Genomic DNA, 16,143 nt, shown 5'->3' on the forward strand with positions numbered 1-16,143 from the left:
AACGCTAGAATGATATGTGACGAGTTAATTTTGCACGTTTTTTAATAAAAGAATTAGTATCGTGAATCAAAAGAACCTAAATACAATCTTCTTCCCTATGTTTCTAGAGATAATTACTCTATGTTACGATACATTATCACAAACTTATTGGTCTAAGGTCTCCAGCTTCAAATTTCTTTTCTAACTCATTGTGAGTAATAGTAACTGCAACTTCATTATGGAGCATTAATTTTCCATTTGTTTGTTTTAAAACTACATTTCCTATTTCACTAGTTGAAATGGTAAAGTCTTTTGTTGATACTAATTTTCCATTACCCATAAAAATCATCAAATCTCCATTCTTTTCGTTGGCTATTAATGTATAGGAAGCATCAGTAGTCATATCCTTGTAGTTAACCTTTTGATGATTTGCTGAAGAAAAAACAATATCTTGACGTCCCGATTTATGTTTTAAATGAAGGCCAACAAATTCAGTATTCCCATTTTCATCTTCAAAACTAGAAATATTTGTAATGCTCTTTCCTTCACTAGAAGTAAACGGTTCATAAACTGAAACAAAAGGGTGTTCCCAAGCGGCTCCGTGCTGTCTTGCTGCAAAAGTTAAATAAGGTGCCTTATCAACTTTATACGGTAAGCCATGGTTTCCTTTAAAAGCTTTATTTGGAGGCGATTTAATAGAGAATACTTCACGACCTTCTGTTCCTTTCATCCATAAGTTCATAAACACATCCTCTTCTCCTTCTGGCATGTCTATTTTCCATTGGGCTTGATAATCGTCTTCAAGTTTTACCGATTTTTTATCCCACATATAATCGAAAGCATATAAAAATCCACCTGCAAAAGCCATTTCTTCTGTTGGCTTAAGATTTAAGGGTTGCCCAGAAGCATCTAAGACCTCCATACTTTGCCCTAAATTATGATAGAAATAATCATGAAACTTATCACCTTTACGTTGCTTTTTAGAACGGAAAATATCAATATAATATCCGGTGGTTTCACCTGTTTTAATAGTACTTACCAAACGTGATTGATCACTACGAGTTTCTGGCTCTAAAAAATAGACATCTGAATACGTAATATCGGAGTAATATCCATTTTTCTTTTCAGATTTAGGATATTCACCCATTAAATCAAATGCGTGATTACTAAACATTTCGGTATATGAAGACACCCCATCTACCATCACAGTATTGTGTGCTGGAAACTGAGAATAAAACTCCAAGTATATGGGTTGTAGATAACTCGCCCCCTTACCTGGATCAGCTCCTTGTACAAACCCTTTACCATACAATTCCATATTAATTCCATTGGCATGCATGTGGTTACCCAGTGATCCATTTAAGGAAACCATCATTCCATTTTTTCCAGTACCCATACGCTGTACATGCCAACTTACATTCGGTGCATAAAAAGTTTGAGTCATATAATCATTTATATCTCCTGCACCATATTTAGGATTGAGCTCCAAAGGCTTAGAAGCAAAAAAAGAAGAGATATTTGCTTTTGGTTTTCTTCCTTTTTTACCGGAACTCTTAGAATCTTCAGAAAATAAGTGATACATACTCGTAAATTCTTTTTCAACGACTTTATCATTATTCTTCTGAGCTACACGTATTAAGTTTGTAATTGCTTCTGTACCTAAACCAGCATAATTAGAATCGCCAAAAGCTACTGTTTGCCCATTTGGAAATAAATACTGTGGTAACATTTTAACAGCTTTCTCCATGGTCGGCATATATGGTAAAATATTATGGTCGAAAGTAGTATCAAAATCCTCAATAAAGGCTGTTAAATCTTTAGTTACACCTTGAGAATACCCAGGGCATTCTGCCCAAACACCATTGTTTTCATCATAACCAAAATCCATAAATTTAGTTAACGACCACTGTCTTGCGGAAGTAACATTTAGAATATAATCGATATAATATTCACGCCCTTTTTTATCTTCATAATATTTATTATCCTTTAATACCATTGCGGCTTTTAAAATTGTCTTAGCCTGATGTAGATTCCAGTTATTTTGTGGTACTCCATTTTTGATTATTTGATCTGTCCATCTCTTAATGGTTTTATCATACATAGGTATATATTCAGCGTGATTTGCTTCAATGTACTGATGTAAAAAATCGTAAAGTTCGGCAATATCTATGAGTACACTTTCATGGATTACTTGAAAATTAGTAAAGCCAACAAGGGTTTGTATATGCCCATTAAGTAAATCGATAGGTTCACTTCTATAGGACATGCCTTCTAAATAAGTATGGATAATGTCATTGGCAAACTTAGCATAACGTACATCATTTTCAAGCCAATAAATAAATGCAGCATCGCGTGCTAACTCAATTATTTGCTCATTAATGGAATAAATTACTCGTCCAGTTTTAGAAGGTTCAGCCCATTCAAAAGGATTCCCTTCTTTACTTCTATTTGGTAAATACAAACCACGTGGATCATCCATATAAGGTAAAATATCCTCTAATTTTGGCGTTCCATAAGGTGTTGTATAGTCTCTAGAACCTACAAAACGTACTGTAGGTACAGGTGCTTCACCATCGGCATGTGAGTAATTGATACCGTCTATATAAATAGTAGTTGCTTTGGTTTTCCAATACATTTGCAATCTAGAAACCATCCATTCTGGGTCTGCAACATGACGTTCTACATGTTTATCTATACGTTCATGAATACCTTGCAATACGGCTTTGGCCCACGGCTCTTTTTTAATCGTTTTCTCTAAGTCTTTCTTTTCTGATTGTGTAATATATAAACGTGGATATCCTTGTTCTAGATTTTCAGGAAGCGGAATTTGTGCATATGCCCATCTTCCAAATAAAGTCAAAATAAGAATTACTACTAACTTTTTTCTCATAATATTTTTTTTATCATTTTTCTATTATATTATTTAACGAATGCTGTCATTGGAATTACCTTTTCAAATTCCTTAATTTTAATATTTCTATAATAAATTTCAGCCGTTTCTGACTGAAATCCAATAACACCTTCACTTACCGAAAGATTTGTGGCCATATTTACAATCTCTCCATTCAATTTGTGAATGGTATATGTATCACCCATAACAATAATCTCACATTGGTTCCATTTATCATTTAGGGCATTATATGTTGGATTAGCAATACCATAAAGTTCATTTTTCTTTTCTCCCATATCTTTTCCTCCATCATTTGGTAAAAGAAATGTTTTACCATCTTCAGTGGCTGTCCAATGTAATGTTGTACTCGCGGCCCAAAAATCACCAGTATGATTTCTATTTGTTATATGGTTATACCTTATTTGATATTCTATCCCTTTCGGCCATATTTTATCATCAAAAACATGATAATAACAACCTGCATCATATTGCCATTTATCAAAGTTATTAGTGATTTTTGTCCCCCATTTATATTCAAACCTCAGTATATATTTACTATATTTTTTATTTGTATAAAAAAGACCGTGTGTTGCATTTTCTCCTGTATTCAGATTTAAACTATCGGGCATATATTTAAAAACATGCACCATTCCATCCTCAATTGCGTATACTTTTTTGGCCATATCTTCATCTCCATTTTTTAATTTAAGATGCCAACCATCCCAATTTTTACCATTGAATATTTCCACAAAACCTTCATCTGATAATGGGTCTTTTTGAGTCTTTGTACATGCAATTGTTAACATAAAAATTAATGTTACAAGTACTGGATAATATGATAGTTTAGATTTCATTTTTAATTGAATTTTTATAATTATTTATGATCATAATCATTTATGAGGTTCTGTAGGATAACTGGATAGGTTTTTCCTTTTGCTCCGCTACCTTTGGTTATAGAATCTCCAAAACATACAATTTTCTGTTGCTTCTGTACTAATTGATTCTCTTTTAAAAAATAAAATACTATTTCTCCAATAAGATGATACCCCAATTCAGTAGGATGTACTCCATCACTAACTCCACTATTTTTTTGATTTCTAATAAACAAATCTGTGTTGTGTTTTGGAAGGTTTAAATCAGTAAAAACCTGATAAAGGTCTATAAACTTCAAATCATGGTTAACAGCAATTCGCAAATTTATTTTTCTCACTGAATCTAATTTTTCATTAGGAGATTCATTAAAAAGATTTTTATCATGCCTTTCAAAAAGATAAACTGAGTCTGCCGGTGGAGGTGACATTAACACAATTTCACTTCCTTTTTCTTTTATTTTTCTAACTAGCGTTACAAGATTGTCTTCATATTTTTTATATGAAATCATTTTTTTAGAATTCAACATATCATTTGTACCCACCATCAAAATCACTAAATCAGGATGTTGTTCTAAAACATCTTTATTTAGTCGATGTAATAAATTCATAGTATTATTACCTCCTACTCCAGCATTAATAACCTGAGCACTAACACCTAAAGAGCTAATTACTAAACCAAAAGTTAAAACAGTAATTGAAAAATAATATCTCATTTTCTTATGGTAAAAATTCTAAAACTTGCTGATCTACTATTAATTTTTCTTTTAATTTATCGTAAGAAACTTCATGAATATCATTTCCAGATTCAATTGCCAAACCTGCTAAAGTACCAGCACTTTGTCCTAGTATCATAAAAACAGGTTCCATTCTAATTGATCCATAAGCAATGTGAGAACTCGACACTGCACAAGGAACAATTAAGTTTTTACACTCTTCTTTTTTTGGAAGAATAGTACCTAAATGAATTTGATAGGGCTCTTCTGCATCAACACCTAAATCACCTTCATTTTGTGCATATCCATCTTTTGTAATATAACGTTGTACATTATGTGAATCCATCGTATACGAGCCCATTCCTATTGGTTGGGTAACTCCGCTTTTTCCTAAAATTTCATTTTCAGTCATTATAAATTCACCAATCATACGTCTTGCTTCACGCACATAAATTTGATATGGCCAATGATTATTATCTACAAACTCATCTTTAGCTAAGCCCCATTTATTAATATTGTCTTTATGTTCTTGCGGAACGCTTTCGTCATGCCCCCAAAAATAAAGCAAGCCTTTATGATAGCTAATATGTTGTGCTAAAATTTCTTTTCTCTTTTCATAAGTTGCCTCAGGGTAATCATAGTTCATACCAATATTATCTGAACTAAATGGACCTACATTATTAACATCTCGTTTATGATTTGGAATTTTACCACCTCCAAACATAGAATACCTACCAGACTTAAAGACTCTCCTTAAGAGCTCATAATCTGCAGGATTATAATTTTCTGGTTTTTCAAAAGCAACTACATTACCTTCCGCATTGGTTGTACATAATCTGTAATTATAAGCTTGTACTTTATTATCTCCTTGTCCTTGCTCTCCAGGTGGGTCTGCAGAAATAAAGGGCAAAACGCCACTTGTTGAATCTCCTTCAATTATATAAGGACTTATTTTTCTGTCCGCGAAATTGTGACTGTGATGAAAAATCTCTTTTTGCACTCCATTCCACTCTTCATTATAAACACTATTGGCTTCACGACCTACATGATAATTAACACCAGCAGCTGCCATTAAATCACCTTCATAAGTACCATCTACAAATACTTTAGCTGTATATTTTTCACCATCTAACATTGTGATAGATACTATTTTACCATCCTTCATCTCAACACCTTTCTCACGATCTAACCATTTATCTCGCAAGATCTCAATGTTATACTTCTTCACCATGTCTTCAAATATTTTTTCTGCTACATGAGGTTCAAATGTCCACATGGTCTTTGTACTATCATCAATTGCTGTAGTACCTTGACCTTCATTTCCATATTCATTTCGTGGTTGCCAATTCCAAGCTTTTTCATCTTGATAATGATTATAAACACTTTGATAAAATTCTTTTGAGATACCACCGATAACCGACTTGTTACCAAGATCAGTAAATCCCAATCCACTTGTAGATAAACCACCAATATGTTTTTCAGGACAAACGATTAAGACCGTCTTCCCCATACGTTTTAACTGTACCGCTGTAGTTATGGCTGCGGACGTACCGCCATAAATGACCACATCAGCATCATAATTTTTAGAATCTTCTTTTGGAGTACATCCTGTGAGTAAGAGGCATCCTATCATTAATATTGTTAATATCAATTGATACTTGTTTTTTAATAAGGAATGGAGTTTCATATTTTTTTAACTTATTTATTATCCCTACTTCTAATTCGGGGTTAGTATTGTTTTTGTGAGTTCTGTACAAGATACAATACTAAAGGATTTTTCTGAAAAGATATATAACCTATGTTTCAAGAAGTATAAATTATGATTTATTAACAGGCATGTTGTGTTATTATTAATAAATTCTAAACAAAAAAAGTCAGAATTTAAAGTAATTACACTTTAAATTCTGACTTCTATAAATCACTTTTTTTTATCTTATTTACTATTCAACGCCATTTTTATTGCTTTTTTCACCATTGGTTCCATTATATCATAACCTTTAGCATTTGGATGAACAGTATCTCTACCTAATTCCTTTTTTAAGCCTTTGTTTTCATTAACCATTGGGGTATAATAATCGAGATATACAATCTTGTTTTTTTTAGCATATGCCTTAATCATTGTATTCAATTCAATAATTTTATCCGCTGGTTCTACAGAAGCACTCCATGAATAACTAGACGCCGGTAATACAGAAGCTAACACAACCTTAATATTGTTTGCTTTAGCTAATTCTACCATAGAAAAAATATTTCCGGAAATTCGTTTAATACTAATAGCACCTCTGTTACCTGCAATATCGTTAGTGCCAGCAGATATCACAACTACTTTAGGTTTTAACTCTATAACATCTGGTCTAAATCGTAATACCATTTGAGCACTAGTTTGACCACTAATTCCTCTATTTACATATGATGGATTCGCTTCAAAAAATTGTCCATGATCTCGTGTCCAATTATCTGTTATTGAATTTCCAATAAATACCACTCTTTTTTCATTTTTAGTTGGTCCTTTTAAATTCATATTTGCCTTTCTATAACGGTTTAAATTTGCCCAATCTTCTGTAGGTGTTAATACAATTTTTATAACCGTGGCAATAGCATTTGGTGCATCTTCAGGTAAAAATATAGTTAAATTACCATCTATTAATTTTGTTTTTAATTTTTTCTCTCCATAGTTCAAAAAAGCAGTTCTTACTTTTATTCCGCTATCAATAATCAGTTTTCCATCTGTTGGCCAATCAAAAACATGTGCATAAACAACATCATCCTTTTTCGTATAGTGCCCCCAAATTGGTTTTTCAAAGGGACTCTCAGAAGTACCATTGATAGCCTCGTCATTCTCTTTCGTCCAAATAGCCATTTTAATAAATTGTTCTGTATCTGAAAGTTTCGCTTCTACATTTTCCTGAGCAAAAACAGGACTTAGTGTTACTATAGTTAATATTGTTATCACTAGTTTTTTTAAAATTTTCATTTTTTAATATTTTTAAATTGTTTATCTATCATTTCTCAAAACATATTTCTATACCTGTAGTTTATGATATAAAAAAAATAACATTGTAGTCAGAAAAAAAGGCCTCTACAATGCTATTATTTATAAATGAATATTATTTAGCTAACTCTATTTTAATAACAGATACAGTAGCATCTGGTGCCAATTGAGGTACATCTACGAGTACTTCTCGAGATGTTCCTATAAATTCTAAATTTGTCTTTGGGTCAGTTAAAACTGTTGCTTTTTTAACCTTAATATTTTTGTTTAACTTTAATAATCCATCTTTTGGCCAATCAAAAACATGAGCATAAACTACACCATCTTTTTGAGTGTAACGTCCCCACTTCGGTTTTTCATAAGGACTTGCTGAGGCACCATAAATAGCCTCACCATTTTTCTTTGTCCATTCTCCCATCGCATTTAATCGTCTTATACTTTCTGAAGGAAACCTTCCGAATCCGTCAGGACCGATATTCAATAAAAAATTACCTCCTTTTGAAACAATATCAACTAATTTTTGAATTAAATCTTCACTACTTTTCCATTTATGATCAGATGGTTTATACCCCCAAGAACCGTTCATAGTCATGCAAGCTTCCCAATCAGAATCAATTCCTGTATCAGGAATTTCTTGCTCCGGTGTACCAAAATCACCTGCGAACTCACCTTCAGCATCCATTCCTTCCATGCCCATACGGCCTTTATCAACTCTGTTATTTACTATAGTATTAGGTTGTATCTCACGAATAAATTTATAGAGATCTTTACCCATTTCTGTGGTATAATCTGAAATCCAATCTCCGTCAAACCAAACCACACCTATATCACCATAATTTTTTAATAATTCTCCTACTTGAGGTTTCATATATTTTTCATAATATTCTGGAAATTCAGGATTAACAACTGATGGATCATCATGTTGTGAAATGTTGTAGTTAGGATATAAATTTCCTTGTGCTTGTGGATGATGCCAATCTACAATTGAATAATAAAAACAAAAAATGATTCCCTGTTTTTTACAGGCCTCTGACAATTCTTTGATAATATCTCGCTTAAAAGGAGAGGTATCCATAACATCATAATCAGATACCTTAGAATCCCATAAGGCAAAACCTTCATGATGTTTCGAGGTTAAAACAATATATTTCATACCTGCATTTTTAGCCATGGTAACCCATGCATCTGCATCAAATAATTGTGGGTTAAACATTTCAGGGTATTTTTCATAATCTTCAATGGTGTAGTCCAATTTATCCATGGCCCATTCTGCACCACCTCCGGCTATTTTTGTTCCACGTTCACCTCCAATGATAGAATATGCTCCCCAATGAATAAACATTCCAAATTTGGCATCTCGCCACCACTCCATTCGCTCATCATGTGATAACTTTTTAACATTTGATTTCTTTTGAGCAAAACTTGTGCTAACATGCAATAGAGCAATTAGTACAACTATAATTGATTTTTTCAGTATTTTCATTGTATTCAATTTTAAATATTAGCGTTGAGATTATTTTATATTGATCGTTAATTCTAATTCTTGTTGATTTCTCATAACTTTTAAATCTAAATTGTCAGATTTATTTGCAACGTTTATTTTAAAAAAGTCCTTCACGGATTTAACCTTTTTACCATTCACACTTAAGATTACATCGCCTTTTCTGATACCATTATTTTTTACAGCTGGACTTTGATTCCAAACCGATAAAACAATTACCCCTTCTGCACTATTTAACCCATAAGCCGACTGTTCTTGTTCAGAATCTACATTTTTTAGATTATTACGCAACCAAGCTATGGAGTTACTTTCACCTTTATCATTTGTTAATGGGTCTTGTAATACTGGAATTTCAGGTGTTTTTGCTATCGCTTTTAATGCTAGTTTTTGAACTCCAAATTGATCCATTGGAAAGTTTTTGAAACCAATTTTTAAAGCGGGAGAATTCTCAGTAACCGAAAAATCTAAATTTGCTGGGTCTTTAAACATTGGGTCTCCGAAAGCACTGTGTAAATCTCTATCATATATTTGAGACTTCATCATAGCTTCTTCCGTAGGAAATAGATTATAATCCAATTCTTTCCCCCAACCAGATAACCGAACATCTTGATATGTCTTTCCAACAATATTATGTTTAAAAACATCTTCACTATTTTTAAACCAAACATGCGGATGTAAAGAATTATTAACCATGATATTATTTTCAGCAACACGATTAAAGCCTTCTCTTAATTTTAATCCACTATTTAATAATAAGTTATTATAAATATGATAATTGGAAGATCCATCATCTAAATCTATATCCCAACCATGATCACAACGAAATCGATTATTTCTAATCACTGTCGTTTTAATAGCATCCCATTTGGGCATTTCAGGATTGGCTAAAGTTATACTATCCATTTTATTTCTATTAGGATGCCAAAACCGGTCTCTACCCCAAGAATTAAAAGAGCCGTGATCACTAGTTTCTAAAACAGTATTAAATACGTCATTAAACTCTAAAATATGTCCACCCCAAGTACCATCTCCAATATTAATTCCTGCTCTTGGCACATCATAAATACTATTATGACGAACCGTAATATCCATTGCCATAGAAATTTGCACCCCTGCCGTTTGTTTTTCAACACGACCTATTCTATAAATTAAATTATCTTCAACAATACATTCTCTAGGATACAATTCATTTTTTGGACCAGAAACGGTATCCATATCAGATATAGGAACAAATTCCCTATAATTAAATGATGGTGATCTTACAGCCGATGGATCTCCTATAAAAGATACTGCACTTGCACCACAATCATGAATATGATTTCCTCTAACTTCTAACCCTTTGTTGTATTTACTAGCCATAATTACATTGCCGCCTAGCTGGGTAAATTCATTGTTTTCAACTTTACAGTTTTCAGTTCCTTCAAAGAAAATTGCACTTCCCCTATATATGGTCCAATCGCTACGTAATAAAGGTTCAAATTCTTCCATAAATGTACGCTGTGTATTTTCAAAAGTAATATCACTAATCATTACATTTCTTACAGGATTTTCTTTGGTTCCAACAATTTGTATTAAATCTTTTAGCACAGCAACTTCAATTTTATCACTATCAAGAGCTACATTTTCTGATGGCCAATAATACAATTTATGCTCTATTTTATCTAAATACCATTCACCAGGACTATCTAATTCCTCAAAGACATTTTCAACCATTCTATACTCTTTGTGCGGTTCTGAGCCTCTATTATTTTGTTGTCCTCCTTCTAAAATTGCTGAACCATTTTCATTTACACCTGTAATTGTAAAATGAAAACCACCCCATTTACCTCCATGTAAAGCATTAAAATAAGCTCCTTTTGGATTTTTCCATGAGGCTATTCTTTCATTTGAAATGGCATCTGCCGCAGATCCTTGCCAATATTGAGAACTTTCATCATAATTAGGATAACGTGCTAAAATTTGAGCTTTTCCATTAACTATTAATTGATCAAAATCCAAATTTTCAGAAACCGTGGTAACAAACATATTGTCATTAAATTTTTCCCATTTCGATGTTAATACCGCAGAACCTTTTATTTTTACATCAGCTGCATTAATCCCTTTTATTGATAAATTACTTAATAAAGGAGGAATTTTTATGGGTTCTGATAAATGATAATCTCCTTTTAAAATTATAATGTCTATTATAGCTTTTGAATCTTTAGTCTTAAGATCACTAGCTTTTTTAATTGCACTTTCTAATGTTGCAAATGGACTGTTTTTAGTACCATCATTTGTTGTTTCACCTTTCGACGAAACAAATATTTCAATACTATTCTTCTCGTTTGTACAAGAAAAAATTAAACTTAAAACGGATATAAATAGGAATATTTTTTTCATTTTGTATTAATATTTTATTTCAATTTTTTTGTATGCCTTTTCTATTTTAAACACCAATTGATTATCATTGTTTCTATTTCTTGTTCCTTTTCGCTTTGAAACCATTTCACCATTCTCATACAATCTTAACTCTGCTGGTTTATCCCCTTTTACAAATGGCATATTAATCGTAATTGGACCATCTGTAGCTATTAAATATCCTACTTTATTACGTTCCATTGATAGCGTAAAAGGCGTACCAGATGTTATAATATCCCAACCTTCATTTTCATATTTTTCCATCCCAGAAAGAAATAAATACTCTAATTTTTTATTTGTTTTAGATTCACGCGTAATAGAGAGTAATCCCTTTTGAAAAAAAGCATCTTTTGCTGCGACATCATTTTCTGATGCATTTAAAACTATTCTATCTATTGTTTCTTTATCATCTAGAAGTACATCAATCAGTTGTGTATTCGGATAGTTATCAAGAGAAGCATAAGTAACCTTTTCAATGGGATTTTCACCATTTTCCATATACGGATTATACACTACCGAAAAAGGGTTTTTCCATGCTGCTTCGTCTCTTTTTAAAATTAGGGTTGGCATTGGTTCCTTTAAAACTTCAGTAGGAGCCGTACCTTTACTTATCGCATTTGACTTAGGTGATTTTACACTATATATAGTTTGATTTTCACTTCCTTTAACCCACAACCTCATCAAATTATCAAGGTTTCCTTCACTTTTTAATTTAAATAGAGCCTGTAAATCATTAGAAAGAATAACCTTCTTTTTATCCTTGTAAAAATCATAACCTTTTAAATCTCCTTTTTTAGAACTTAATTCGTCAGTTGTAGCTAGTTTTATGAGTTTATTTTTAGAATCAAAAATTTCTAAAGATTGACCTAAATTATGATAAATATATTCATGTTTTTGTTTTCCTACTTTTTGTTTTTTAGATCTAAAAACATCTACAATATAACCTTTATTAGTATTTGATTTTATTAGTGCTGTAAAACGTTGCTGATCAGAAACTGTTTCTGGTTCAAAAAAGGAAACCATTGAAAAACTCACTTTATTAAAAGCGGGTGTTTCACCTATTTCAGGATAGTAGTTCTCTAACTTATAAGGGTTATAGGTACGCATAGCTGCGTAATCAGATTTACCGTCTACAATTACTGTATTATGTGCGGGAAAACGAGAATAATATTCTCGATGAGTAGGATGCCAGTAACTCGGCCCTTTACCAGAATCTGGACCTAACACATAATTGTTTGCATATAATTCCATTGAAATACCATTGGCATGTGCATGGTTACCAAAAGAACCAACAGTAGATACCATTAAGGCATCATCACCTTTACCCATTCGTTGATTAAACATACTCACATTTGGTGCATAAAAAGTTGGAGATGTTAGGCTTTCTATATTTGATTCTTTAATAGATTTACTGGTTTTTAATTCATTTACATAGAAAAACAATTGAAAAAAATCTGAGGCTTTACGGGTGTATAATTTATCTGAAATCATTTTAGAGAGTAGACCTGAAATTAGTTCTTCCTTATCCTTTTCATTATATTTTTGATAATTTGAAATTAACAACTCAAAATTTTCTGGTGGTAGAATTTTATGATTGGCATCTCCAAAGCCAAGTGTATAACCATTTGGAAACAAATATTGAAAAGAAGATAAGGCTGCCTTTTCAACAATTGGGTAATTCAAAAATTCATTGTTATTTGTAGCATGGTCTAATAATGTAAAGATTCGCAACAGTGTAGTTATCACATGGACAGAATAGGATGGCGATTCAGGCCAAATTCCTGTTTCATGATCATACACCAAAAGTGACTCTTTAACTGCCAATTGTCTGTCTGTAGATGTTGTAAAAGTATGGTCTAAAAAATATTCTGTCCCTTTGCCATTTTTATAGCTTTCATTTTTATCTAAAACCAATCCGATATAAGTTAAAAAACGAGCTTGAAAAAGATTCCAGTTATTATCAGGGATTCCATTTTTAATAATTTGATCTCCCCATTTTTGAAAAACAGCAACAGTATTATCTAAATTCGTATTCTTGGCTTTTAAGTAATCATATAAAAAATCATACGCAGTAACTAATGAAACGACAATACCTTCATGGATAACTTCAAAGGTTGCAAGCCCTGAAATATTTTGCTGTGTTGAATTTTCTAAATCAATAGGTGCATCTCTGTAATGCATACCGTCCATATAAGTTATAAAAATCGGAGTCGCTAATTCAGCATATTTTTTCTTGCCAGTAAGCCAATATAAAAAGGCAGCATCTTCTGCGATACCCATTATTTGCTCGTTGATTTTTTCAACAGTAAACCCTGCTTTTGATGGATGAACCCATTCCATCTTTTTTGTTTTTTTGTGCTGTAAATACAAACCTCTTGAATCATCAAAATAAGGCTGTACATTTTCAAGTTTAGGACGGTTATAATCTGTTGCCCAATCTCTTGTACCCGAATATCTAACTGTTGCTACGGGAGCGGAACCTTCTGAATGTGAAAACTTCCCTCCTTTTAAAAAGACCTTATTATGTTTTGTTTTCCAGTTCATCTGTAATCTAGAGACCAACCATTTAGAATCTTTCTTTACCAGTTTTAGATATTTTTCAACCTTTTCTTTTTTCTGATCTACCAGTTCCTTTTTCCAACTCGTATTTTCAATTGTTTTTAGAAATGCTTCCTTTGAATCATTTGTTATATAAATTCTAGGATGCTCACTTTGTTGAGCTGTTGAGCATAAGACCCAGAATAAAGTTAGTCCAACTAAAAATAAAAACTTTAGGTTATTATTAATTCTTAATTTCATTATTGTTTTATTAAATGAATAGCAAATCCATTATTACTTTTTAGGGTTAAATCTAGTTTTGATTGATTGCTAATCTCTATTTCTTCTATTTTAACCTGCGTTCTAGTTTTCACACGTTCGTCATCCGTATAAACTTTTGCTTTGTAAGTTTGATTTTCTTCCAAAAATGAAAAATCCAACACTACATTACGCTCTGTTACTCCATTAATCCCACCAATAAACCAGTCGTCACCTTTTCTTCTTGCAATTACTCCTAATTCACCAATTTCTCCATATAAAACTTTGGTTTCATCCCAAGTAGTAGGTACATTATCAAAAAACGCTAATTCAGGTTCATTTCCAATATGTTTTGTATCTCCCCATAAACCATCATTTTTTTCTGGTGAAGCAGCGGGTTTGTCATACCAATATAAAAATTGCAACGGACTAAACAGACACACTGTTTTTGCCAACTGTGAAGCATGTGACCCCATATTATCAACTCTTTTATTATAATAACAAACGGTGTTATCTGCAGCACCAGCCAACATTCTAGTAAACATAGTGATTAATGTATGCTCATTAGAAACCGTTTCTTCGTCGCCACGAATGCCTTCTTGTGTTAGTAAATTTGGATAGGTTCTTGAGAAACCTGTGGGTCGATACTCATCATGTACATCAACAATCATTTTATATTTAGCAACTTTCTTTATGGCTTCATGCATCCAAGCTGTAGCATTTTGATCTCCAACTCGAACAAAACCAAATTTAATACCTGCAATACCCCACTCTTTAAATAATGGTAGTAAATCATCCAATTGTTTTTCAAGCGATCTCCGATTGACATAAAGTATTACACCAATCCCTTTATTTTTTCCATAAGCCGTAACAGCTTTCATGTCCAATGGTCCCTTAGATCGTTTTGGATCTAACGTCACAGTTGTGGCGTCCGAACTGTTTTTCATCTCGTCTCCATACCAGCCAGCATCGAACATGATATATTGCATGTTATGAGTAGCTACAAAATCTATAGCCGCAATGGCACCTTTGGTAGTAAGTGTTGTTTCTCGTAACACTTTTCCAGGTTTAATCCAAGACTCATCTGCTATTTCTGAGGCATCATTTAAATTCTGAATGAGGTAGTTATTTTCAAGAAGTTCTCCATAAGATTTTCCCATCATTATTACACGCCAAGGTGATTGAAAAGGTAGTTTTTTATGCACTGTAGCTCCATTAATATCACGATTAGAGGTAATTGCCCCAGTAATTGTATCTTGTTTCTGCTCAGATATTTTTCCATCAAGTTCAGAAAGAATACTAAATCTTGAATTCGTTCCTTTGTTAAAACTTAATCTCGCATAATCTGTCAGTTTTGCTTCTGCCAAAGCCACAATCAAACTATCATTCATTTCAATGACTAAGGGACGCTCAATTCCATTCTCCAAACGACTCAAGGGAATTTTCTTGTACTCACCTTGAGCTGTTAGTTTACTTGGCTCACGTTTTGGGGTTGACCAAACTTGATAATCATTGTCAAAGTTATAATTGATTTTTTCATCCAATCCTATTTCAGAAATATTGTTCTGTATCGGAATTTCATATGCAAAAGCGATACCTTCATTATATGCCCTACAAACAACATTAAATAGTGCATCTCCCCTTTTTAAAAATATTTTAACTTGGTTATAATGATCCGGTACTGTACTCAATTCACTAAAATTAGAATGCCATTCACTGTTTACAGTTGTGTTTTCCACTTTCAAAACAGATAACTTACCAGAAAAATTAATTTCATTTGAAATAAGCAGTAATGATGACGGTAGTATAACATCTCTATTATTATAGGTAATTGAAAAAGTAACCGTATTACTTTTTGGAGCGTTTAATAAATTAAAACTTTTAGTTCCGTCAGGAGATTTCACTTGAATGATTTCTATACCTTCATCGCATGAAATTATTAGCAGCAAAAAAAATACCCCAACTAAATAAAATCTTCCAAAGTATCTCATAATTAATTTAAT

The 16,143-nt window shown here is 32.4% G+C and carries 9 protein-coding genes; all 9 read right to left on the minus strand.

Going from position 1 to position 16,143, the window contains the following annotated elements:
- Positions 1-136 precede the first annotated feature (136 nt).
- The 9 genes from JBL43_RS16985 to JBL43_RS17025 all read right to left on the minus strand — a co-directional run bounded on the left by JBL43_RS16985 (position 137) and on the right by JBL43_RS17025 (position 16,131).
- Positions 137-2,869 (minus strand): hypothetical protein, encoded by a 2,733-nt coding sequence (locus JBL43_RS16985; protein ID WP_198842597.1) that lies wholly within the window; start codon positions 2,867-2,869, stop codon positions 137-139.
- 29 nt (positions 2,870-2,898) lie between these two features.
- Positions 2,899-3,723, minus strand: coding sequence for a 3-keto-disaccharide hydrolase (locus JBL43_RS16990; RefSeq protein WP_198842598.1), 825 nt, complete (start codon positions 3,721-3,723; stop codon positions 2,899-2,901).
- A 20-nt stretch (positions 3,724-3,743) separates the two neighbouring features.
- Positions 3,744-4,454 carry an SGNH/GDSL hydrolase family protein gene (locus JBL43_RS16995; protein ID WP_198842599.1) on the minus strand — a complete coding sequence of 237 codons (711 nt, stop codon included), beginning with the start codon at positions 4,452-4,454 and terminating at the stop codon, positions 3,744-3,746.
- Between the two features lie 4 nt (positions 4,455-4,458).
- On the minus strand, positions 4,459-6,141 hold the full coding sequence (locus tag JBL43_RS17000; RefSeq protein ID WP_198842600.1) for an FAD-dependent oxidoreductase: 1,683 nt from the start codon (positions 6,139-6,141) through the stop codon (positions 4,459-4,461).
- A gap of 246 nt (positions 6,142-6,387) precedes the next feature.
- Positions 6,388-7,428 carry a GDSL-type esterase/lipase family protein gene (locus JBL43_RS20305; protein WP_233098817.1) on the minus strand — a complete coding sequence of 347 codons (1,041 nt, stop codon included), beginning with the start codon at positions 7,426-7,428 and terminating at the stop codon, positions 6,388-6,390.
- Positions 7,429-7,561: 133 nt separating this feature from the next.
- On the minus strand, positions 7,562-8,929 hold the full coding sequence (locus tag JBL43_RS17010; protein ID WP_198842601.1) for an alpha-L-fucosidase: 1,368 nt from the start codon (positions 8,927-8,929) through the stop codon (positions 7,562-7,564).
- A gap of 30 nt (positions 8,930-8,959) precedes the next feature.
- Positions 8,960-11,326 carry a PDZ domain-containing protein gene (locus JBL43_RS17015; protein WP_198842602.1) on the minus strand — a complete coding sequence of 789 codons (2,367 nt, stop codon included), beginning with the start codon at positions 11,324-11,326 and terminating at the stop codon, positions 8,960-8,962.
- Between the two features lie 6 nt (positions 11,327-11,332).
- Positions 11,333-14,143 carry a heparinase II/III domain-containing protein gene (locus tag JBL43_RS17020; protein ID WP_198842603.1) on the minus strand — a complete coding sequence of 937 codons (2,811 nt, stop codon included), beginning with the start codon at positions 14,141-14,143 and terminating at the stop codon, positions 11,333-11,335.
- Positions 14,143-16,131, minus strand: a complete 1,989-nt coding sequence (locus JBL43_RS17025) for a glycoside hydrolase family 97 protein (protein ID WP_198842604.1) — start codon at positions 16,129-16,131, stop codon at positions 14,143-14,145. Before JBL43_RS17025 ends, JBL43_RS17020 begins: the two co-directional genes overlap by 1 nt.
- Positions 16,132-16,143 lie beyond the last annotated feature (12 nt).

It is taken from the genome of Aureibaculum flavum (assembly GCF_016406085.1).
GTDB lineage: Bacteria > Bacteroidota > Bacteroidia > Flavobacteriales > Flavobacteriaceae > Aureibaculum > Aureibaculum flavum.